The organism is Paenirhizobium daejeonense, assembly GCF_014280875.1.
Taxonomy (GTDB): domain Bacteria; phylum Pseudomonadota; class Alphaproteobacteria; order Rhizobiales; family Rhizobiaceae; genus Allorhizobium; species Allorhizobium daejeonense.
On the sequence record NZ_JACLAL010000016.1, the window covers coordinates 1 to 21,454 of the forward strand.

Annotated in this window: 19 protein-coding genes; 10 read left to right on the forward strand and 9 right to left on the reverse strand. The window is 59.1% G+C overall.

Annotation, left to right across the window (positions count from 1 at the left end):
• Window positions 1-219: 219 nt before the first annotated feature.
• Both hutC and H4I99_RS23815 read right to left on the reverse strand, forming a co-directional pair.
• Complete coding sequence (gene hutC, locus H4I99_RS23810) at window positions 220-948, reverse strand: histidine utilization transcriptional repressor HutC (RefSeq protein ID WP_163902495.1); 729 nt, start codon at window positions 946-948, stop codon at window positions 220-222.
• A gap of 69 nt (window positions 949-1,017) precedes the next feature.
• Window positions 1,018-2,364, reverse strand: coding sequence for a formimidoylglutamate deiminase (locus H4I99_RS23815; protein ID WP_163902497.1), 1,347 nt, complete (start codon window positions 2,362-2,364; stop codon window positions 1,018-1,020).
• A 101-nt stretch (window positions 2,365-2,465) separates the two neighbouring features.
• On the opposite strand from H4I99_RS23815, the gene hutI reads away from it, so the two are divergent.
• Genes hutI through H4I99_RS23840 form a run of 5 tightly spaced genes read left to right on the forward strand, consistent with a single transcriptional unit; the run spans window position 2,466 to window position 8,382 of the window.
• Window positions 2,466-3,716, forward strand: coding sequence for an imidazolonepropionase (gene hutI / locus H4I99_RS23820; protein WP_163902499.1), 1,251 nt, complete (start codon window positions 2,466-2,468; stop codon window positions 3,714-3,716).
• Window positions 3,713-5,248, forward strand: a complete 1,536-nt coding sequence (hutH, locus tag H4I99_RS23825; RefSeq protein ID WP_163902501.1) for a histidine ammonia-lyase — start codon at window positions 3,713-3,715, stop codon at window positions 5,246-5,248. The genes hutI and hutH overlap by 4 nt, the downstream gene beginning before the upstream one ends.
• Window position 5,249: 1 nt before the next feature.
• Complete coding sequence (gene hutG, locus H4I99_RS23830; protein ID WP_163902503.1) at window positions 5,250-6,050, forward strand: N-formylglutamate deformylase; 801 nt, start codon at window positions 5,250-5,252, stop codon at window positions 6,048-6,050.
• Window positions 6,051-6,074: 24 nt separating this feature from the next.
• The gene (hutU, locus tag H4I99_RS23835; protein WP_163902505.1) at window positions 6,075-7,751 is read left to right on the forward strand and encodes a urocanate hydratase; all 1,677 of its coding nucleotides are present in this window, start codon (window positions 6,075-6,077) and stop codon (window positions 7,749-7,751) included.
• Between the two features lie 52 nt (window positions 7,752-7,803).
• Window positions 7,804-8,382: a HutD/Ves family protein gene (locus tag H4I99_RS23840; protein ID WP_163902507.1), complete on the forward strand. Its 579-nt coding sequence runs from the start codon at window positions 7,804-7,806 to the stop codon at window positions 8,380-8,382.
• Window positions 8,383-8,387: 5 nt separating this feature from the next.
• Here H4I99_RS23840 and H4I99_RS23845 read toward each other — a convergent pair whose 3' ends face one another.
• The 4 genes from H4I99_RS23845 to H4I99_RS23860 all read right to left on the reverse strand — a co-directional run bounded on the left by H4I99_RS23845 (window position 8,388) and on the right by H4I99_RS23860 (window position 11,269).
• Window positions 8,388-9,092, reverse strand: a complete 705-nt coding sequence (locus tag H4I99_RS23845; RefSeq protein ID WP_163902508.1) for a DUF6030 family protein — start codon at window positions 9,090-9,092, stop codon at window positions 8,388-8,390.
• Window positions 9,093-9,182: 90 nt separating this feature from the next.
• Entirely contained in the window at window positions 9,183-9,926 is a 744-nt protein-coding gene (locus H4I99_RS23850) for a metallophosphoesterase family protein (RefSeq protein ID WP_244625285.1), read from the reverse strand.
• A 414-nt stretch (window positions 9,927-10,340) separates the two neighbouring features.
• On the reverse strand, window positions 10,341-10,823 hold the full coding sequence (locus H4I99_RS23855; protein ID WP_163902512.1) for a glycosyltransferase: 483 nt from the start codon (window positions 10,821-10,823) through the stop codon (window positions 10,341-10,343).
• Window positions 10,820-11,269, reverse strand: coding sequence for a glycosyltransferase family protein (locus tag H4I99_RS23860; protein WP_163902514.1), 450 nt, complete (start codon window positions 11,267-11,269; stop codon window positions 10,820-10,822). The genes H4I99_RS23855 and H4I99_RS23860 overlap by 4 nt, the downstream gene beginning before the upstream one ends.
• 933 nt (window positions 11,270-12,202) lie before the next feature.
• Between H4I99_RS23860 and H4I99_RS23865 the strand changes: the two genes are divergently transcribed.
• On the forward strand, window positions 12,203-13,744 hold the full coding sequence (locus H4I99_RS23865) for an O-antigen ligase family protein (RefSeq protein ID WP_163902516.1): 1,542 nt from the start codon (window positions 12,203-12,205) through the stop codon (window positions 13,742-13,744).
• On the opposite strand, the gene H4I99_RS24850 is transcribed toward H4I99_RS23865, so the two are convergent.
• The 3 genes from H4I99_RS24850 to H4I99_RS23880 form a co-directional block, all read right to left on the reverse strand.
• Entirely contained in the window at window positions 13,741-13,938 is a 198-nt protein-coding gene (locus H4I99_RS24850; RefSeq protein ID WP_163902518.1) for a KTSC domain-containing protein, read from the reverse strand. The two genes, H4I99_RS23865 and H4I99_RS24850, sit on opposite strands and share 4 nt — an antisense overlap.
• Before the next feature lie 186 nt (window positions 13,939-14,124).
• Complete coding sequence (locus H4I99_RS23875) at window positions 14,125-15,270, reverse strand: alginate lyase family protein (protein ID WP_163902520.1); 1,146 nt, start codon at window positions 15,268-15,270, stop codon at window positions 14,125-14,127.
• Between the two features lie 277 nt (window positions 15,271-15,547).
• Window positions 15,548-16,165: a transglutaminase-like cysteine peptidase gene (locus tag H4I99_RS23880; RefSeq protein WP_244625286.1), complete on the reverse strand. Its 618-nt coding sequence runs from the start codon at window positions 16,163-16,165 to the stop codon at window positions 15,548-15,550.
• A gap of 258 nt (window positions 16,166-16,423) precedes the next feature.
• Between H4I99_RS23880 and H4I99_RS23885 the strand changes: the two genes are divergently transcribed.
• The 4 genes from H4I99_RS23885 to H4I99_RS23900 all read left to right on the forward strand — a co-directional run bounded on the left by H4I99_RS23885 (window position 16,424) and on the right by H4I99_RS23900 (window position 21,432).
• Entirely contained in the window at window positions 16,424-17,626 is a 1,203-nt protein-coding gene (locus H4I99_RS23885; protein WP_163902522.1) for a polysaccharide biosynthesis/export family protein, read from the forward strand.
• A 99-nt stretch (window positions 17,627-17,725) separates the two neighbouring features.
• Window positions 17,726-18,427, forward strand: coding sequence for a hypothetical protein (locus tag H4I99_RS23890; RefSeq protein ID WP_164490815.1), 702 nt, complete (start codon window positions 17,726-17,728; stop codon window positions 18,425-18,427).
• A 43-nt stretch (window positions 18,428-18,470) separates the two neighbouring features.
• Window positions 18,471-20,750: a succinoglycan biosynthesis protein ExoP gene (locus tag H4I99_RS23895; protein ID WP_163905988.1), complete on the forward strand. Its 2,280-nt coding sequence runs from the start codon at window positions 18,471-18,473 to the stop codon at window positions 20,748-20,750.
• A complete protein-coding gene (locus H4I99_RS23900; RefSeq protein ID WP_163902525.1) occupies window positions 20,737-21,432 on the forward strand; it encodes a hypothetical protein in 696 nt (231 codons plus the stop codon). Before H4I99_RS23895 ends, H4I99_RS23900 begins: the two co-directional genes overlap by 14 nt.
• The last annotated feature ends 22 nt before the right edge of the window (window positions 21,433-21,454 follow it).

The following is a 21,454-nucleotide window of genomic DNA, read 5'->3' on the forward strand; positions in this document are numbered from 1 at the left end:
AGCTCGTCAGGCTCATAACCTGAAGGCCGCAGGTTCAAATCCTGCCCCCGCAACCAAATTCCACATAATAAATCCAAATCTCCTCTCTACATCAAACTCGTCAGAATTTGACCGGCCTCCCAACGGCTAACAAACCATCCCACCTGAACTTCTTGGTCCATACGTCAGGATATATTGGTTTGAGGTAAGAGGTCTCTGGTTGTCGCAGATGCGTTTAAATCAGGCCGAGGCCGGTGTGAAGGTCGCGACGATCGCGTGCTTGTCGCCGGGATAGGTGAAGCGCACGGATGTTACCGGGCCGGAGCCGTTCCAGGTTCTGCGCTGAACAACCAGGCAGGGTGTATGGACGGGCACGTCGAGCAGTTCCGACACGCGCTCGTCGGCTGCGACGGCAGAAATTTTATGTTCGGCTGCGCTCCAGGGCGTTTGCGCTATCAGCCATTCGCCTGCGGGGGTGGCAGAGAAATCCGCCTCCTCGGCCTCGGGAACGGTATCGAGGTTGATCAGCCTTTCCTCGGTGCAGAACGGCATGTCGCCAGCGAAGTGAACGCAGCGCAGTTGGATCAGCCTCGTTTCGGCCGAAACTTCGATTGCCGCGCGATCAAATGGTCCTGCCTTCCGGATGCTCCTGCTCTGGAGGGTGAAGGAATAGGCTTGGTTCATCGAGCGGACTTCCGCTGCGATGGTGTGAATTTCAAGAATTGCCGATTGCACCTGCGGCTGGGCGACGAAGCTGCCGGATCGCTTGCGTCGTTCGATCAGGCCCGCCTTGGCAAGCTGCGTCAGCACCTTGTTCACCGTCATCCGCGAGACGCCGTAGGATTCCGCCAGATCGACCTCGAAGGGCAGGCGGAAACCCGGCGCCCATTCCCCGGAGACGATCCGGTTTTCGATCTCGTTGAGGATCTGCTGGTGAAGCGTTGCTCCGGTCGCTTGTATGTTTGCCATGTCCGTCTCGCTCGGCAGAGCCCTGAAGCCGCGCCGGGCCGGCTCTGTCGTGATTGTTTTCGGGGCAGGCTATGAAGCGAGCAATTCTCGCATCGACGTTTGGAAACGCTGACGGATGGCATCCCGTTTCCGATGTCGTCCTGCAATGACCTGCTTCTCACCGGCCGTCCATACGGTGTCAACCCTGACACCCGAGGCAAAGATCCATTGGTCGATGATCTGTGCCTCCTGAAGGAAGGGAACCGCGCTGGTATCGAGCGCGACGAGATCGGCGCGTTCTCCCGCGCTGATGCGGTCCCCTTCGCCGAGCGCGAGCGCGCCGCCTCGAAGGGCATCGGTGAACATTCTCTGGCCCGTCGACTGTCCCGCATCGGCAATCACGTTTCTGGATCGATGAAGAATGCGTTGGGAATATTCGAGCTGGCGAAGTTCGTGTGCCAGTGAGATGTCGATATTGGAATCCGATCCGATCCCGTATCGTCCGCCGTGCTCGATGAAGCGCCTTGCCGCGAAAGTCCCGTCTCCGAGATTGGCTTCCGTGATCGGGCAGAGGCCAGCGGTCGCGCCGCTGCGGGCCATGCTGTCGATTTCCGCGTCATCCATGTGGGTCGCGTGGATCAGGCACCAGCGTTCGTCCACCGGCGCATTGTCCATCAGCCACTGCACTGGTCGCGCGCCAGACCATGCAAGACAATCCTCGATCTCCTTCGTCTGCTCGGCCACATGGATGTGGATGGGGCCGAAACTAGCGAGCGAGACGACTGTTGCCAGTTCCTCCGGCGTGACGGCTCGCAGGCTGTGGGGTGCAACGCCGAGGCGCGCGCCGGCAAGCGGCGACAGAAGCTCGCGGCAGCGATCCATCAGGCGGGAAAACGAATCCGGAGAATTGATGAAGCGTCGCTGGCCCTCGGCGGAGGGCATGCCGCCGAAGCCGGCATGGGCATAGAAGACGGGAAGCAATGTCAGGCCGATACCGGCCTCAGCACTTGCGCCGGCGATGCGCGAGGCAAGCTCGGCGATATCGCTGTATTGCTCGCCGTTCTGGTCATGATGCAGGTAATGGAATTCGCCGACCCGGGTGAATCCGGCTTCCAGCATTTCTACGTAGAGCTGGGCGGCAACAGCCTCCACATGCTCCGGCGTCATGGACAGCGCGAACTTGTACATGACGTTGCGCCAGCTCCAGAAGCTGTCGTCGGCGGGACCGCGCATTTCGGCAAGTCCGGCCATGGCCCGCTGGAAGGCGTGGCTGTGAAGGTTTCCCATGCCCGGCACGATGACGGCATGTCGCTCGTCGCCGGCTTGTGGGTCGGCATCGACAAGGATCTCCGAGACAAGCCCGGCCGTAATGCCGATCCGCACGTTCTTGCGCCAGCCGTCATGCATGAGCGCGCTTTCCGCAAACAGGATCGTCATGGGTCGTCCTCTTTCATTGCTATCCGGCCTTCGCAAAAGGCGCTTGCCAACCGTTCTTATATGTATATACATATTGATCAGGAAGGAAAGGTTTCGGGCGGATGAAAAGAAAAATATCTGTCGAACAGGAAGCGGCAACCCGGATATTCCGCAATGCGCGCCTCGCGACGCTTCAGGAAGATACAGCCGGTCTGGGCGTCATTGAAAAGGGCACCCTTGTTGTCCAAGCCGGACGCATCGTCTTTGCCGGAGCGGAGAACGATCTTCCCTCGGTTGCTTCGGAACATCTCGAGATCGTCGATCTGGAGGGGCGCTGGGTCACGCCGGGTCTGATCGATTGCCACACCCATATCGTCTATGGCGGTAACCGCGCCCGCGAGTTCGAGATGCGCCTCGAGGGCGCGACCTATGAGGAGATCGCCCGAGCCGGCGGCGGCATCGTTTCTTCCGTTCGCGCCACCAATGCGCTGGATGTCGAAGGCCTCGTCGCGACCGCGCTGCCGCGTCTCGATACGCTGATTGCCGAAGGCGTCACGACCATCGAGGTCAAGTCGGGCTATGGACTGAACATCGAGAGCGAACTGAAGATGCTGAGCGCGGCGCGCAGGTTTCAGGAAATCCGCCCCGTCCGTGTCGTCACTTCCTGGCTCGCGGCCCATGCTGCGCCGGTGGAATACAAGGGCCGCAACGGCGACTATATCGCCGATGTCGTCCTTCCCGGCCTTGAAGCGGCTCGCTCGGAAGGGCTTGTCGATGCGGTCGACGGCTTCTGCGAGGGCATTGCCTTCTCTGTCGAGGAGATGCGGCGGGTGTTCGACAGGGCGAGAGCGCTTGGGCTCCCGGTGAAGCTCCACGCCGAGCAGCTTTCCAATCTGGGGGGGGCTAAAATGGCGGCCTCCTATGGCGCTCTTTCCTGCGACCACCTCGAATATCTCGATGACGACGGTGTAAGAGCCATGGCGAAGGCAGGAACGGTCGCCGTGCTGTTGCCGGGCGCCTTCTATGCGATCAACGAGAAGCGGAAGCCCCCCGTTGGCCTGCTTCGCGATGCCGGTGTGCATATCGCCATTGCCACCGACTGCAATCCCGGCACCTCGCCACTGACTTCGCTGCTTCTGACGATGAACATGTCGGCGACGCTCTTCGGCCTCACCGTCGAGGAATGCATTGCCGGCGCAACCCGCGAAGGCGCACGCGCCCTTGGCCTGTTACACGAGACGGGCACGCTCGAGGCCGGAAAGTCTGCGGATTTCGCGATCTGGGACGTCGAAAGCCTTGCCGAGCTTGTCTATCGCATCGGCTTCAATCCGCTTTATGCGCATGTTTTCAAGGGCCGGAGGATTACGGCATGACCATCACGCTCGTTCCGGGTCGCGTTACTCTTCCGCAGCTCATGTCCATCTACTGGAACGGTGAGGCGGCTGCGCTCGACCGGGCCGCAGATGCCGGAATTGCGAGAGGTGCGGCGCGTATTGCCGAGATCGCGCGGGGCAATGCTCCTGTCTACGGCATCAATACCGGCTTCGGAAAACTCGCTTCCATCAAGATCGACAGTGCCGATGTGGCGACGCTCCAGCGCAATCTGATCCTATCCCATTGCTGCGGCATCGGCGCGCCCCTGCCGGAAAATGTCGTGCGGCTGATCATGGCGCTGAAACTGGTCTCGCTCGGCCGCGGCGCTTCCGGGGTGCGGTTGGAACTGGTTCGGCTCATCGAAGCCATGCTGGAAAAGGGCGTCACTCCGGTCATCCCGGAAAAGGGCTCCGTCGGAGCCTCGGGCGATCTTGCCCCGTTGGCGCATATGGCCGCCGCGATGATGGGCGAGGGCGAAGCGTTTCTTGATGGCGAGCGCCTGTCCAGTGCGGCGGCACTCGAAAAGGCCGGATTGAAGCCCGTCATTCTGGCGGCGAAGGAAGGTCTGGCGCTGATCAATGGCACCCAGACCTCTACCGCGCTGGCGCTGGCGGGACTTTTTCGGGCGCACCGGGCAGCACAGGCCGCGTTGATTACCGGAGCCATGTCGACGGATGCCGCCATGGGCTCTTCGGCGCCATTCCACCCGGATATCCATGCGCTGCGCGGCCATCGCGGCCAGATCGATACCGCGTCCGCACTTCGCGCGCTGCTCGACAATTCGGTCATTCGCCAGAGCCATATCGAAGGCGACGAGCGCGTACAGGATCCCTACTGCATCCGCTGCCAGCCGCAGGTCGACGGCGCCTGCCTCGACCTGCTGCGCTCGGTTGCCCGCACGCTGGAAATCGAGGCAAACGCGGTCACCGACAATCCTCTCGTGCTGTCGGACAATTCGGTGGTTTCAGGCGGCAACTTCCACGCCGAGCCGGTTGCCTTTGCCGCCGACCAGATCGCCCTTGCCGTCTGCGAGATCGGAGCCATCGCCCAACGGCGCATCGCATTGCTGGTCGATCCCGCCCTTTCCTATGGTTTGCCAGCCTTCCTCGCCAGGAAACCGGGCCTGAACTCCGGCCTGATGATTGCCGAGGTCACCTCGGCGGCGCTGATGAGCGAAAACAAGCAGATGTCGCATCCTGCGTCGGTCGATTCCACGCCGACATCGGCCAATCAGGAAGATCATGTTTCCATGGCCTGCCATGGTGCCCGCCGGCTGCTGCAGATGACCGAAAACCTGTTTGGCATCATCGGCATCGAGGCGATGGCGGCGGCGCAGGGCGTCGAGTTCCGTGCACCGCTGGCAACCAGCCCGGAACTCATGAAGGTGATCGCAACGCTTCGAAGGGTTATCCCGACGCTGGAACTCGATCGCTACATGGCAAACGATCTTCAGGCCGCAGCCACGCTGGTGGCGGACGGCTCGCTCGTTTCAAGCGTTTCCGAAGGCCTGCTGCCGGGGCTGGAGGCCTGAGATGACCGTATTCGAAGTCACGCAAGGCAATTCTCCTGTCATTCTGGGCTTCCCGCATACGGGAACCGAGGTGCCCGCCGATCTCTGGGATCGCCTCAACGACAACGGCAGGATACTTGCCGATACCGACTGGCATATCCATGAGCTCTATGCCGGCCTGCTTCCTGATGTGACGACGGTGCGGGCAACCTTCCATCGCTACGTCATCGATGCCAACCGCGATCCCGAAGGCCTCAGCCTTTATCCTGGCCAGAACACCACGGGCCTCGTGCCGGAAACGGATTTCGACGGCAAGGCGATATGGAGGCAAGGCGAGGCGCCCGACGAGGCGGAGACCGCGCGTCGGATCGAGGCGTTTCATGCTCCTTACCACGCCGCTCTCGCTGCCGAGATCGAGCGCGTGAAAGCCATCCATGGCGTTGCCATCCTTTATGACTGCCACTCGATCCGCTCCCGCATCCCCTTCCTTTTCGAAGGCATATTGCCGGATTTCAACATTGGCACGGACATGGGCCGCACCTGCGCGCCGGAGATCGAGAAGGCTGCTGTCGACGCCGCGGCCTCGGCTTCCGGCTACACCTGCATTCTGAACGGCCGTTTCAAGGGCGGCTGGACCACTCGCCACTATGGCCGGCCGAAGGAAGGCGTACACGCCATCCAGATGGAGCTTGCCCAATCGACGCATCTTCAGACGGAAGTGCTGCCCTTCGCCTACGAAGAGGAAAAGGCCGCGCTGCTGCGCATCCATCTCAGGAACATTCTGGCGCGTATCGAAGACGTCGCGCCCCGCCTCAAACGATAACGATCATTCGACAGGGGAACCCGCATGACCTCCAATCCGCGCCATAATATCCGTGATGTCCGTGCCCCGCGCGGATCGGAACTGAATACGAAGAGCTGGTTGACGGAAGCGCCGCTGCGCATGCTGATGAACAACCTCGACCCCGACGTGGCGGAACGTCCCCACGAACTTGTGGTCTATGGCGGCATTGGCCGTGCGGCCCGTACCTGGAGCGACTTCGATACCATTGTCGCGACGCTGAAGACGCTGGAAGAGGATGAGACGCTTCTGGTCCAGTCCGGAAAGCCGGTCGGGGTGTTCCGCACCCACAAGGATGCGCCGCGCGTTCTGATTGCCAATTCCAATCTCGTGCCGCACTGGGCGACCTGGGATCATTTCAATGAGCTGGATAAGAAGGGATTGGCCATGTACGGCCAGATGACCGCCGGCTCGTGGATCTACATCGGCGCGCAGGGCATCGTGCAGGGCACCTACGAGACCTTCGTGGAGGCTGGCCGCCAGCATTATGGCGGAAACCTCAAGGGCAAGTGGATCCTGACCGGCGGTCTTGGCGGCATGGGCGGCGCGCAACCGCTGGCGGCCGTCATGGCGGGTGCCTGCTGCCTTGCCGTCGAATGCGACGAGACACGCGCCGACTTCCGCCTTCGCACCCGCTACGTCGATGAAAAGACCGACAGTCTCGACGAGGCGCTGGCGAAGATCGATCAATGGACCAAGACTGGGGAGGAGAAGTCGATCGCGCTCATCGCCAATGCCGCCGATATCTTCCCGGAACTGGTCCGCCGCGGGGTGCGCCCGGATATCGTCACCGACCAGACGTCGGCGCATGATCCGCTGCACGGCTATCTGCCTTCCGGCTGGACGGTGGCCGAATGGAAGGCCAAGCAGGAGAGCGATCCGAAGGCGGTCGAAAAAGCCGCGCGCGCCTCGATGAAGGTGCACGTCCAGGCCATGGTCGATTTCTGGAATATGGGCATTCCGACGCTCGACTACGGCAACAACATCCGCCAGATGGCGAAGGATGAGGGACTGGAAAACGCCTTCGCCTTCCCCGGTTTCGTGCCGGCCTATATCCGTCCGCTGTTCTGCCGGGGTGTCGGTCCCTTCCGCTGGGCGGCACTTTCCGGCGATCCCGAGGATATCTACAGGACCGATGCCAAGGTGAAGGAGCTTCTTCCCGACAACAAGCATCTGCACAACTGGCTGGACATGGCGAAGGAGCGTATCTCCTTCCAGGGTCTGCCGGCCCGCATCTGCTGGGTCGGGCTTGGCGACCGCCACAGGCTCGGACTCGCTTTCAATGAAATGGTGGCCAAGGGTGAACTTAAGGCCCCGATCGTCATCGGCCGAGACCATCTCGATTCTGGTTCCGTCGCCTCGCCGAACCGCGAGACGGAAGCCATGAAGGACGGCTCCGATGCCGTGTCCGACTGGCCGCTGCTCAACGCGCTTCTCAACACCGCATCGGGCGCCACCTGGGTTTCCCTGCATCATGGCGGCGGTGTCGGCATGGGCTATTCCCAACACTCCGGCATGGTTATCTGCTGCGATGGCTCCGAAGACGCGGCGCGGCGGATCGGGCGTGTGCTCTGGAACGACCCGGCAACCGGCGTCATGCGCCATGCCGATGCCGGCTACGACATCGCACTCGATTGCGCCCGCGAGAAGGGCCTTCGCCTCCCGGGTATCCTTGGAAACTGACAAACCGGAAGGCCTTCCGCTTTCGGGAGGCTTGTCGACAGGAGGTGAGCAAGTGGAACTTCTCCGTTTCGACAATCTGGTGGCCGTTCCTTGGAGGAACGGTGGCGGGCTGACACGCGAACTTGCCATTCATCTCGACGGGGAAATCCATCCGGAATTCCTCTGGCGCGTCAGCATGGCGACGGTCGGTGGGCCGGGACCCTTCTCCCGTTTCGACGGCATAGACAGGACGATCGCCGTCCTGCAGGGTGAGGGGATTGTGTTGGCTTCGGGGGAAGGCGAAACGGTGCTCCGCCGAAACAGTGCCCCCTATTCGTTTGCCGGCGAAACACTGATAGACGCCTCGGTCGTTTCCGGCGAGACGACCGATCTCAACGTCATGACGCGGAGGGGACATTTTGCCCATGTCATGAAACGCCTCGTCATAGGGGAGCCGCTTGCCATCGAGGTTGGATGCGACGAGATGTTGATCGTCTTCAACGGTGAAGTCGATGTCGAGACATCGGAAAATCGCCTGACCGCCCGGCCGCTCGACACGCTGACCGGATTGAAGCGCGGAACTGGCCTGCATCTTCTTCCGTCGGCGCAGGAAGAGGTCTTTCTTATCGAGCTTTACCGTGCATCTGCGTAAGAGCGTTATTGTGCCGCGGTTATCAGCAGGTTGTAGCGTCTGGCATCCATCAGTTCCTGCTTCAGCGAGATCCGGTCTGTGCCGAACATGATGTATTTTTCCTTGCCTGCGCCCATGGCATTCTTCATCCCCGTGAGATCGATCATGGCGATTTCCGGCCGGATGTAGCGGATCAGCTCGAGGGATTGGTTGAACATACCGTCGAGATGAGCGGGGTCGATCAGGTTATACTTGACGCGGATGGTCCTCGCCCTTTGCTCCGCACCTCTGATCTGCAGGAAGATCGAATTCGCGGTGTCGGGAAAGGCGACCGATGCGGTGCATTCCCAGGCGTCTTCAGCCGCAGGCGTGAACGTCGGCGTTGCGTTCGGCGTGACCGATGTAAGGCCAAGGCAGATCTCTTCCCCCGTCCGATTGAAATTCATCGGAATGAGGCGCTCGGTCTCGGAGGACGAGAAAGTCCGGGAGAGAGCTGGCGGTCGGGCAGGTGGCGCATGAACGCGGCCTTTCCTGATGACGACTTCTTCCTCCTTCGGCGAAAGATCGATGTGCAGCAGGGCGGCGAGCTTTGTCAGGTTACGTCCGCCATTGGCAAACAGAACCGTCGCGGCAATCGGGATCGTAAAGACCAGAAGGAAGATCAGGAACGGTATCTTCCACTTTGGCCTTTTCGGCTTGCTCGATCCCTGCGGCGATGGTTCAGGCGTCATTCTTGGAACCACTCGATAACGTGCCCACCACGCCTCATTGGCAGGATGGGCAATGATCGCGGTAACGGCGCATGTGCGGCCCCGACTTCATCACGGATCAAGTAGGGAAGGTACACCATTGGCGATCTTAAGCACCGAAAGCTTACCAGAAACATACGCGCCGGTGTCGAGGCCAATGCGCGAGCGGCCGAAATCAGGTTCCGAGAAGGGCGAATGACCGTGCACGACGGTAAACGGCAACTGTGGGCCAGTGCTGAGAAACGGCTCGCGGATCCACAGCATGTCCTCGTCGGTCTGGTCCTGCAGCGTCACGCCGGGTCTGATACCCGCATGCACGAAAAGAAAGGGACCGACGCGCAGGCTGATCGGCAGGACGTCGATGAGGGACAGGTGCCGCGACGGGACGGCCTGCTGCAGGACACGCGCCACCTCCTCGGGACGCCGGCGCACCCGCGTAAACAGCTCGTCAATGTCTATGCCGTAGGAAAGCATCGTTTGACGCCCCCCGTGATCGATCCATTCCATGTGATTGGCCGGGTCTCTCACAAAAGCGGCAAAGATCGCATCGTGATTGCCGCATAGCGGCAGCCGCCGCATGCGCTTGTCGTTGTTCGGGCCACTCAGAAGATTGAGAACACCCGCTGATTGTGGCCCACGATCGACATAATCGCCAAGATAGACAATCAATCCGGGCGTTTCATTCGAAACGATATCGTCGCGGATTCTGGTCTCTACGGCGAGAAGTTCGTCGAGGCAGCCGTGCACGTCTCCGACCGCATAAAGCGTGTAGGGCGGCAGCGCATCGCCGAGATCGATGCGACGACGTCGGGCCATTGGCTGCGCCGACCTGGATGAACTTCCGAAGAGGGATCTCCAGATACTAAGCATTCACGCAGAAATCCTTGTGTTGTCGAAGGTTATCACAGGTCGTTCCCGGCTGAACCCGCTACGCCGTCGGGGAGCCGTTTCACTGCGGATATCGTGCTTCCGAGGTGAGATGGAGGCAGACGAACAGCACGGTTCATCAAAAACCCCACGAGCAAGCCGAAGCTGTGACAGAGGAGGAGGGTTTCGGCAAGCCGCGATGGATGACGACCCCGGCATTTACCAGGCTTCGCGTCGAAAGCTCATGCGCCTGCTGCAGGTCTTCGGCGGGCGGTATTGTCGCTGGTTCAAAAGGAACCGACGGCGATGCCGCCGGATCATGTGGATGTCTTTGTGGAGACCCGGAAAGAGGTGTCGGCAAGCTCAGCCGAGCATCTCCAGAATTGAGTTGCGGACATAGCCTCGCAGTCGGTCAGCACTTGCCGCGACATCTTCGGAAGGCGTGGCCGGATCGAGCTGTCGGTTCAACAGCTTTTCGAGATCCTGCTTGTTATCCGCCACGTAAATTCCCTCGCGCTGGCGGAGCTGGGAAACGGTGGCAAGCTGATGGTCGTTGCGATGTTCGCCAAGCGAAGAAAGCCGCGGCACCAGGATGATGGGCTTGGCATATTTGTAAGCCTTCAGCACGGTCCCGATGCCCGCATGGGCAACGATGACCGAGCAGGCCTTCAGCTTTCTGTCGAAATCCGATGCCTCCACCGTCGAACTCCATTCCATGTTTTGCGGAACATAGGTGCCGAGGCCAGTCTGCGCGAAGACATCGCGATGGAGCCCGGGAGCCAGTTCGTCGATCATGCGGATCAGGCGGTCGAAGGGAAGTTGGGTGCCCACCGTGACCACGATCATAGCAGCGCCCCGTGATAGCTCGGGCCGGCCGCGTCGCTCAGATGCTCCCATTGGGTCAGCCACTTGTCCGAAATGTAGCGAGCGATTTTGCCGGACATGGAAAGCTGCTCCACATTTGCGAAGCTGTCGATCCAGATCGTCTTGGCGCCGATGAGTTTGCCGAAGGCGATGCAAATGATGCCCGGTGCCGCACCAGTGGAAATGATGACCTTCGGCCGCCGGGAAAACACGATACCCGCGCATTGGCGAATGCAGGTCAGCATGAGCAGCGGCCGACTGCGATTGCAGTCGACGACTACATGGCCATCGACCTTGCCTGCTTGCTGCAGCAGTTCTTTCTTGGTCGTCACGAAAACAGGTGACATGTCCTCGAAGGCTTCGGACACGAGCAACAGCTGCTGCCAGTGGCCTCCGCTAGATGCGACCGCAAGAATAGTGTTCTTCATGCTGGTAACCCGTGAGTTGTTAACATCGAAAATCTAGAAAACTGCCTGTAAACCATCGGTTTGATCGGACAGTTGCGAAACCGGTTGACGTTGATGGAATGAATCCAGCCGGACAAAGCCTGTCCGACAACGCATTGGGTAGGTTCGGCGCGAGCATCGTTCCGACCGGAACCGATATTCAACTGCAGAAGAGCGGCCATTTTTGGGTCTATGTGATCATTGTCACGTGGGGGCAAGGTTTGATGGAACAAACGATTCACTGTCGGCAATAGGAAACCGGCGTGGGTTCTTGCCTGCCTGATCATCCCGGTTGTGGCGGTGTGCGGGTGCGGCATGTCGACGGTAACCCTTGTCGTCCACTCTTTACAAAGCGAGTTACACTCACGGCGCGTAAAGCGGCCGTTAACCGTGAAGTTTTCCGATTTTTATACTGTCTTTGTTTCGCATCCGCGAAAGCTTGTCAATATGTTGCGTCGCAATATCATTTTCGCAACCGACGCTACAACGATCGTTACAATTGAATTTTTCGTTGATTTTGTTGAATATTATCGAACTCTGACCTTGGTTTCCACGCTGCGGTGCGGCTGTTGCTATCGTGGACGATGCCGTTGTTGATAAGTTTGGTAGGTTGCGCTGCAGATTTATTTGCAGCGCAAAAGTTGCTTTGTTTGCGTCGTCCCGAAAACGGACGTGGAAGGGAGATGCTGAGACGGGGGAAAGGATGAATCCCTGCGGAAGTTCCTTCACGCCGTCCAGGCTACCTTCTTACTGATGTTACTTTGGGCTTCGGTGCCGCACGCAAAGAGGCCGGCGGGGATCTCCGTAAAGCCGGATACGGATGGCAGGTTCACGGAAATATATGCGGTACTGAAGTTTGACAAAGTGGAAGAGATAATAGAGGAGTGCTGCGACTATTCTTGAGGCATATCTTCAATGCAAACCAGCCAAAGACGTCTTGCCGCGGGTCCCGGTGAAAAGGTCGGGGCGGGATCTCGTCTGACCGATATCCTGAGATTGGCCTTCTGGTTTAGCATTGTTATTTCTCTGCTGAACTACGGGGCATACGATTCTGTTACGGTAGCCATTGAAGCCGGGTTTGTGTATCTGCTGCTGGTGCTGGGGGTGTTCTCGCTCGGTATTGCGGGTAATGTTCGCATGCCCGTTGTAACGAGCATTGCGGCGCTCCTCCTTCTCCTCGCATGGATCGTTTTCCAGACTGCGCCCTTGCCCGAAGGTTGGCCAGTCCATCCTGCATGGATGGAAGTCCGTAAGCTCGATCCCGACGTGCATGCCAGCATTTCCGTGACGCCGGGGGATGACTTTGGCGCGTATCTCAAGATTGCGCTGCCGTTTGGCGTGTTCCTGCTTTCGCTGCTGTTGTTCCGGAAGGATGGGGAAGCCGAACGGGCTCTCAGGCTCTACGGTGTCACCGGCGGGATTATTGCCATTCTGTCGATCCTGCAGTTCGTTTTTGCGCCCGGGATGCTGCTTTTCGTAGAGAAGACGGCCTATCTCGACAGCCTCACGGGCTTTTTCGTCAACCGTAACACCGCGGCGACCTTCTTCGGAATTGTCTCGCTGCTTCTGCTGACCTTGTTGTGGCGGTCCACAAAGGATGTCGATGTCCGCCGTTTCGTCGCCACGCTCGCGCAGCCCCGGCCTGAAGCAAAGGGATGGAGCCTTGAACGGAAACATGGCCTGCTTTACGCAGGTTTGCTGGCGGCAAGCCTGCTCGCCCTTCTGCTGACGAAGTCTCGGGCCGGTGTCGGGTTGACTTTCGTCAGTCTGTCCCTCCTTGGTATTCTCCTCGGCTCCACGCGTTATAGCCGGACGCAGCGAGCGAGCTTTGGCGGCCGGCCAAAGGTTGGAATTGCCCGGCGCCTGTGGATTCTCGTCGGTCTGCCCTTGGCTTTTCTGGTCATTCTTGCATTTCTCGGCGGGAACGTGCTGCTTCGTGCCGAGGTGCGCGGCGCCGAGGACCCACGCTTTTGCACCCTCCCGGGAATCGTCGCGAGCGTGAAGGACCATTTTCCCTGGGGGTCGGGTCTGGCCTCATTCCAGGAGGTCTTCCCGGCCTATCGCGATCCCGCATGCGGCGTCTTCGCGGCCTGGGACAAGGCACACAACGTCTATCTCGAGGGAACGCTCACTCTCGGAATCATGTTTCCGCTGGTTGCGGTCATCGTGATGGGAAGCCTCATCCATATTTTCATTCGGGGAATCCGTGAGCGTCGGGAATACAGGTTCGCCGGTTGTCTTGGGCTTGCCGCGCTGCTTCTCGTCGGGCTGCATTCGGCGTTCGATTTTTCGCTACAGATTCCCGGCTTCTCGCTCGTATTCGCCCTGCTGATGGGGCCGGTCGTCAGTATTTGTCTAGGCCGGGGCGCGGGTGCCTTCCCTCAGTCGTCCCAGCAGGCATCGGGGCGCTATCGCGTACGGGCCAGGCACGGGCATCGCAAGTCGGAGAACGTTTAACCCTTAGCCAGAGGACTGATGTGACGGGTGTAGTACCAACCGGGGGAATCGGCCGTTATCAAGTTCTCATACATCGAGCGGGGAGCGACCAGTGACTTTGTCTCGCCGGAATGGAGATGAACATAAAGTAGATGCGAGCGGTCATCGTAAGCCGCTGAGGCGATAAGCCGAGATTTGACTTCTGTCTTTTCCATAGACGTCCCATTTTGCCAAAAAGGGCTCGTTCACTCTAAAGCGCTGAGCGCTCTAGGCTTTCCTCCAGAAGCGGAGCCAGTGTGTATGGTTTACGGAGGGTTGTCAATTGCAGGGAAATCTCCTTCATCAACCGGCGGCCGAGCGCTCTCCGCAGGCGTGAATGCGCTTTTCGGGGCGTGGGACTTTCACTCCGCTCGGAGGAAGCCGATCAGATAATCACTTTCTCTCGGGTCGAAATTCGATGCGACCTTGCGCAGCAACGTCATCAGATTGGGGTTGTTTCTGGCGAAATGTTGGCTGAGTAGCGGCATCCATTCCACCATGTCGGGTTTTTTGAGCTGCTCCTGCCCGGTCCGTTTCGCGATGGTGTCCGGCTTCTCATATCCCTCTGCCGTGAAACGCGCCGCCGTGGCTAGACGTTTCTCGTCTTCGCTGGAAAGTGCCCGCCCGTTTTCGTCGGCTATGGCAACAAGCAACGTCAGGGCCTTCATTGCGAAAGCCTGGTAGTGGAGCGCTCTGCCTCCTCGGGAAAGCTCCGCGGGGAAGCTGCCATCGGCGCTGCTCTCGGAAAGACCTGTGTGCAGGACGTTCATCGCCCAATCGAGTTGGCGGTTATCCTGCGTGAGCGTGGCGACCAGCCCGACTGCGGAGGCTCCCCAGTAGCGGGTGTTGGCGTTGCGATCGAGCCATTGGTTCTTTTTTGGACGTGGCGCGGAAGGGGGGGTGAATTCAGCGATGATGGCGTCCCCGAGCTTTCCGAGCCAGCCTTCGATCAACGCGCGCTGTTCCCTTGGCGGCGTGTCGAGCTGGAGCGCCACAGAATAGGCGTCGGTAAAACTCTTCATGCCGAAGGCTGTAATAAGGATCGCCTGTCGGCGACCCTTGGGATCGTTGTCATCGAGGTTGCCGAGTAGAGCGTCCGCTTTTGCCCAGACGACAAGCTGGCGCATGATGCAGGGTCCGATGCGCATACGATCGTTGGGCGATGTTACAGCGCGCCGCACCATCTGCCTGAGCGAAGCCCGGGTTCTGTCCACCAGTCGGTTGCGCTTGACGTAGGCGGCCATCGCCTGCTTGTCGATGACCGATTGTGTCGATCCCGGCTTGTAGAAGGTGCCGATGTTCGACATGTCCACCATCGGAGGAACCGGCTTTTCGCAGACGAAAGGCTTATCGTAATGGAGCGTCGCCGCGGAATTTTCAGGCAGGACGAAAGGATAGCTGAGGCTGGCCGCCGCCTCTGTCGTTCCGACTGCTGTGAGAAACGAGAGGCCAATTACCCATACTCTCAGCCTGTGCGGGAGCTTTCGAGGTTTCGGAGGTGCTGCCACTCTAACTACCCTTCCTGATGACGGCTATGGCGCCGGTCCGGATTTTCGCGTTCATCGACGAACTTCAGTCAGGGGTAGTGTTGGATAGAGGCGGTATAGTGTCAAGAAGTGCCAGATCATGCCTGATCTTTAGGATGCAGGGCACAACGTATGAGCTGCGTGTCCCGGCCATGACGCCGGAACCTGACGCTTCCGGCATCGTGATTCGTGTTCTTCACGGACTGGACGCCCCGTCTGTCAGGTGCGCCCAAAATTGGCCGGAGCCGGTAAAACAGGCCTATCGGCGTCTGACATCGAACCACTGACGCGGATTTTCGCCCGATTGAATCTTCAGCAGGCGCAGGTCCGTGCGCCGCCATTCCTTGATTGCGACCGTCCTGTTGTCGAGGATCAGGTCGCCTTCGGAGGTGGCAACCGCGAGAACGGCGTGGCCTTCACCCTCCGAAGTACGCGCAACCACGAGTCGCAGCGCCGTGCTGGGCCAGCCGGCTTCCATGAGTTGGCGGCGCTTGGTGAGAGCGTAGTCCTCGCAATCGCCTGATGTTCCGCCGACCTTCCATACATCATTGCCCGGTTCGTCGTTTTCCGGGCGCATGGAACGATTGACTTGGCGGTTTATACGCTGCAATTCCAATTTCTTGGCCGCCGTGAGGTCCACGACGCCACCGCCTTCGGAATTCCTGACTTCGCAATCGTCAGGATTCTGCACGCAAAATCGTACATGGGCATAGGGCGCCAGAGTTTGTTTGCTGACAGCTATAAGCTGTATTGTTGCGCTTCGACCTAAGTCTTTCGTTAGTCCTCCGAGTGGAACCGCATGGGAGGCAGGTGCAAAGCCGAGAGTAATCATTGCACCGAATGCGACGGACAGCGCTTTGTTATGGTTCATTTTCATCCCCGTCTCTTTTACACTTGTTCAGTGGCTTTCTGGGGGACACATTACAGACGCTGAATTTAATCCTGCTTAAGCCGATTGTTGGCATTTTACGGTTTTTTGCGGTTGCTGCGTGGACTCATTGCTGCAGTGCGTATAAGGTTCCTACTCAAAATGGGGTACTGCGGACATCAAGGCCGATTCCGGATTGATTGCAGTATTCGTCTGCTCCTTCGGCAGATACTTGGACTGCATGTTTCTTGAGTTGAGGGGATTAACTTGAAGCTTTTCGCCGCCGGCCTGCTCTTGTCTACGTCAGTTGTTGCTCTTTCAGGATGTACGGCCACTTCAAGCTCCGGTCCCACCGGACGGGCAGTGGAGGAGCGGGCGACGGTCAAGGTGACCAATGCCTCGTCCAAGCGTTCCGTTGGCATCGATTATGCGTTGGTCGATATCAATAGTTCCCTGCTGGCCTATGCCTCTGAGACGACGACCGAGGCCGGTCTCGGCAGCCTCGGCAGCAGCCGCAGTGGTGCGCCGAGTCTGCCGCTTGGCGCCGGCGACATCATTCAGGTGGCTATTTTCGAATCCCAGGCGGGGGGGCTCTTCATCCCCGCCGATGCCGGCAGCCGTCCGGGTAACTATGTAACGCTGCCGGAGCAGACCATTGCTCGCGATGGCACTATCAGCGTTCCCTACGCGGGTCGCATTCGTGCTGCGGGTCGCCAGGTCGAGGAAGTGCAGGCTGAGGTCGAGGATCTGCTGTCCAGCAAGGCGATCGAGCCGCAGGTCGTTATCACCAAGGTCAGTAGCAAGTCGGCCCAGGTGGCCGTTCTCGGCGATGTCAATGAACCCACGAAGGTTCAGTTGACCGATGCAGGCGAGCGCGTTCTCGATGCGGTTTCCGAGGCCGGTGGCTTGAAAACGCCGAATGCCGAAACCTACGTCACCGTACAGCGGCGCGGCCGCACGGCGCGGGTGCGTTTCGACAAGCTGCTCGCCAATCCTTCCGAGAATATCTACGTGGCTCCGGGCGATACCATCATCGCCGAACGCGAACGCCGGACCTTCCTGGCCTTCGGTGCGGCCGGCACGAACGGAAGGTTCGATTTCGAGGAAGAAAACCTGACCCTCGGCGAAGGCCTCGGCAAGGCCGGCGGTCTTCTCGATTCTCGTGCGAACCCGGCGCAGGTCCTGCTTTATCGTCAGGCGCCCCGCAAGCTTTTGGTCAGTCTCGGCGTCGATGTCTCCAAGTTCAAGGGCGACGATATTCCGGTCGTCTTCAGGGCGGATCTGCGCGACCCTGCTGCGTTGTTCGCCGTCCAGAAGTTCCCGATGCAGGACAAGGACGTTATTTACATCTCGAACTCCGATTCGGTTGAAATCATCAAGTTCCTCAACCTGGTCAACTCGATTTCTTCGACGGCTTCCGGCGTAAGTTCAGACGTGGTTTCGACAAGAGATTCCATCAAGGATCTCTAAGATGACAAAATTGCAGATTAACTGAGAACTAGTTTTGCTGTTGCTCGATAATGTCGCTGACATGTATGGGCAGATCGAGCAGATAAAAGGAGCAAAAGCGTGATGGACATGAAGACTGGCAAGTTTCTACTTCTGGCACTTGTGGGCGCCTGTGCAGTTCCCGTCACTGCGGGCGTGGCTTTCGCGCAGGATGCGTCGCAGACGACGGCACCGCGTGTAGGTGGACCTTCCCGTCTCGGCACGGCTGAGGTTCAGGCCTTCCTCAGCGCACCGGAGACTTTGCTTGGCGAAACGATCACTCCAGCATCGCTTTCGCTGCAGGTTCGCGGTTTGGCGATTTCCAGCGAGGAAACCCTGGCGCCTTTGCTTGCGCTGGTCTCTTCGGCAAATAACCAACAGATCGGCAGCATTGCTTCCGGTCTTGCCCGCGCAGTGCGCGTCTTGAGCGCCAGCACCGATCCGGCGGATCTTGCTCTTGCCTCCCGCATTCAGGAAGAGTCGGCAAAGGTTACCAATACGGTCTTCCAGGCGGCGTTTGCCAGCGCGACCGGTGAGGTTGAAACAGCCGCGCTCGGCGGGGCCGCTGCGGGTGGCGCAGGCGGCGGTGCGGGTGCGCTCGGCGGAACCGGAAGCGCTTCCGGCACGGCCGGTGGCGGCGCGGTCTCTGCGCCGACGACGCAGGCCCAGGGCGGGACGAGCTTCTCGGGCGCATCAGGCGGTTATTTTGCGAGCTCTGGCGGCGGCGGCACGACGGTCAACGTCGTGAGCCCGACGATCATTGTGAACGTGACCGGCCTCTGATTTTTTCGGTCCAACAAACGGGCGAGGCGAGATCGTGCAGCTATTGAACCGTGAACTATACGGGGAGTCAGTCGTCAACGGATCTCAGCGTGAGCCCGACTCCGAAGTCATAGACGTCGAAGCCGTACTGGCCATCCTGCGACGACAATGGGTTGTCGTCGCAGCTTGCATGGCGGCAGGTCTTCTTTTGGGCCTCGTCTACCTGATTTCGGCCGTGCCTCTTTATACTTCGCAGATCAGCGTTCTGATTGACCGGAGTAACAAGCAGTTTGCAGATCAACTTACCTTGGGCGGTGGGGTTCTGGATGACGAAGGCTCCGTCCTGAGCCAGGTTGAACTTCTCAAATCGGAGACAATTGCGCTTTCTGTCGTCGATAAGCTTAAGCTCGTCGATGACCCGCAGTTTCAGGCATCGTTCGGCTCGCTCTACAAGTCGGTCTATCGTTCTGTCGTAAAGATCTTCAGCGTCTCTCAGTGGTTCTCGTCCGATGATATTGATACCGGCGCCGATATCGAGCAGCGCAAGCGCGATGCTGCAGCCGGCGTACAAGGCAATATCGACGTAACGCGCGTCGGCAGATCCTATGTTTTGACCGTCGAATATGTTTCGCCTTTCCCGGGTCTTTCCCAGAAGATCGCGAACGCTCTCGGTGACGCTTACCTCGAAGACAGTCTGAATTCGAAATACGAAGCCACGCGCCGGGCCAGCAACTGGCTTCTCGAGCGAATAGCGGAACTTCGCCAGCAGGCGCTCGATACCGACCTCGCGGTTCAGAAGTTCAAGAGTGCGAACGGGCTCGTGACCGCCGGCGATCAGCTGGTTTCCGACCAGCAACTGTCCGAATTGAACAGCGCCCTGATTGTTGCTCAGTCGGATGTTGCGAAATCGAAGGCAAAACTGCAGCGGATCGAGCAGATCATTGCCTCCGGCCAGACCGATGCGATTGTTAGCGACGTTCTCGACAGCAGCATTTCCAACGAGCTGCGCACGAAATACCTCAACGCGTCGAAGCTCGAGGCGCAGATTTCGGCCAAGCTTGGACCGCGCCACGTGCAGGCTGTCAGACTTCGGGCGGAAATGGATGAATACAAGCGGTTGATGTTCGATGAGCTCAATCGTATCGCGCAAGGCTATCGAAGCGAAGTGGACGTTGCGGAAGCCCGGGAGAAGACCTTGGCTGCAAGCGTTGCAGAAGCCACAGGCGTTAGCGCAACGGCCAACGAAACCATGGTTCAGCTTCGTGAACTCGAACGCGAAGCCGAGACCTATCGGAACCTCTACCAGACATTCCTGCAGAGATATCAGGAAGCTGTGCAGCAGCAGTCCTTCCCGCTGACCGACGCACGCATCATTTCCCGCGCTTCGGAAGCATCGCGACCGAGTCATCCGAAGAAGATTGTCGTTCTGGCGGGTTTCCTGGCGCTTGGAATCTTTGCCGGCGCTGGTGTCGGTGCATTCCGAGAATTCCGCGACCGCTTCTTCCGTGTTGGTGACCAGATCCGTTCGACGCTGGGTCTTGAATTCCTGGGTACGGCTCCTCTGATGGCGGAAAACGCCGCCTACAAGGCGGAGCCGGTCTCTGATCCCCGCACGGTGGCCAAGTTCGGTCCCATCTACGATTATGTCGTGGATCATCCCCTATCGTCGTTCGCCGAAACACTGCGTAACAGCAAGATCGCCGTCGATCTTGCCTGTTCGACGAAGAAGACGAAGGTTATCGGTATCATCTCAACGCTACCGGGCGAGGGTAAATCTACCATTGCCGTCAATTTTGCAGAACTGCTGGCGGCTCAAGGCGCAAGGACCACCCTGATCGACGCCGACCTTCGCAATCCGGGTGCGACCCGCGCCCTTGCTCAGCATGCGCAGGCGGGCATTCTCGAAGCAATTCTCGGTAATCAGGATCTGGGGCGTCTCTGCCTTGTCAATCCGAGGACTGGGTTGAGGTTCCTTCCCGCCGTCATCAAGCAGCGCGTTCCGCATTCCTCGGAACTCTTGAGCTCTCCCGGCATGAAGTCGATCATCTCGCGCCTCTCGGAAGTCAACGACTACATCATCGTCGACTTGCCGCCACTTGCGCCGGTCGTCGATGCCAGGGCCTTTGCCGGAACGGTTGATGCTTTCCTCTTCGTCGTGGAATGGGGCAAGGTCAGCAGGCGTCTCGTTCGCCAGTCGGTCGAAGCGGATAACTATCTGTTCAACAAATGCGTCGGTGTCATCCTGAACAAGGTCGATCAGGGCAAGCAGAAGCTCTATCAGAAATACGGTTCTTCGGAATATTATTATCGGACCTATTCGAAATACTACAATGAGAATGCATAACCGTATTTCGGGTAGTCATTTCACCGGTCTTGTTCTCGTCTGCCTGTCGCTGGCCGTCATGTACCTGTCCTTTCAGGATCTGAGGCAGAGACTTCGCTTCGTGGATGCCGGGAGACTGGCGAGTTGGATCGAGAGAGGAGGGATCGTGGGGTCGGAGACGATCTTGCGAACCGGCGGTCGTCTCGAATCGCTGACCGCCCAAGGTGTTTGTCAGTCAGATGCGGTCAAGGCCGGCGCAACCCTGGCGTTGTCGCGCCTTGATCACACCGATCAGATCAACGCGTTTCCGCAATGGGTGGAAACTGCGGATCGCACGGACGCCTACCTCGTACATGCTTTGTCCTGTCTTCCCACGAACGGAAACCTCTGGTTGCGGTTGGCGATGGTTCGTCATGCCGTTGCGGAAGTTCCGGCATCTCTTGAGCATCTGGTTCAGCTTTCCCAGCTTTATGCACCGGCAGAGGCCGATGTACTGCGCGCACGACTATTGATGTTCAATCGCCTTTCGCCGGTCGGCATGTCTGCATTGGCTCCGATCTGGAAGACCGATGTCAACGTGGCCTGCGGCCAGCATTATTCCTGGGCCGTGCGAGGCCTGCCCCCGGCACGGGGTGAAATCCGCACCTATCTATCGGAATTGACAGCAAACGGATCCGCTTTCGATTGGTGCAAACCGTCCTAGGCAGTTCGGCTGACCTTGGCCT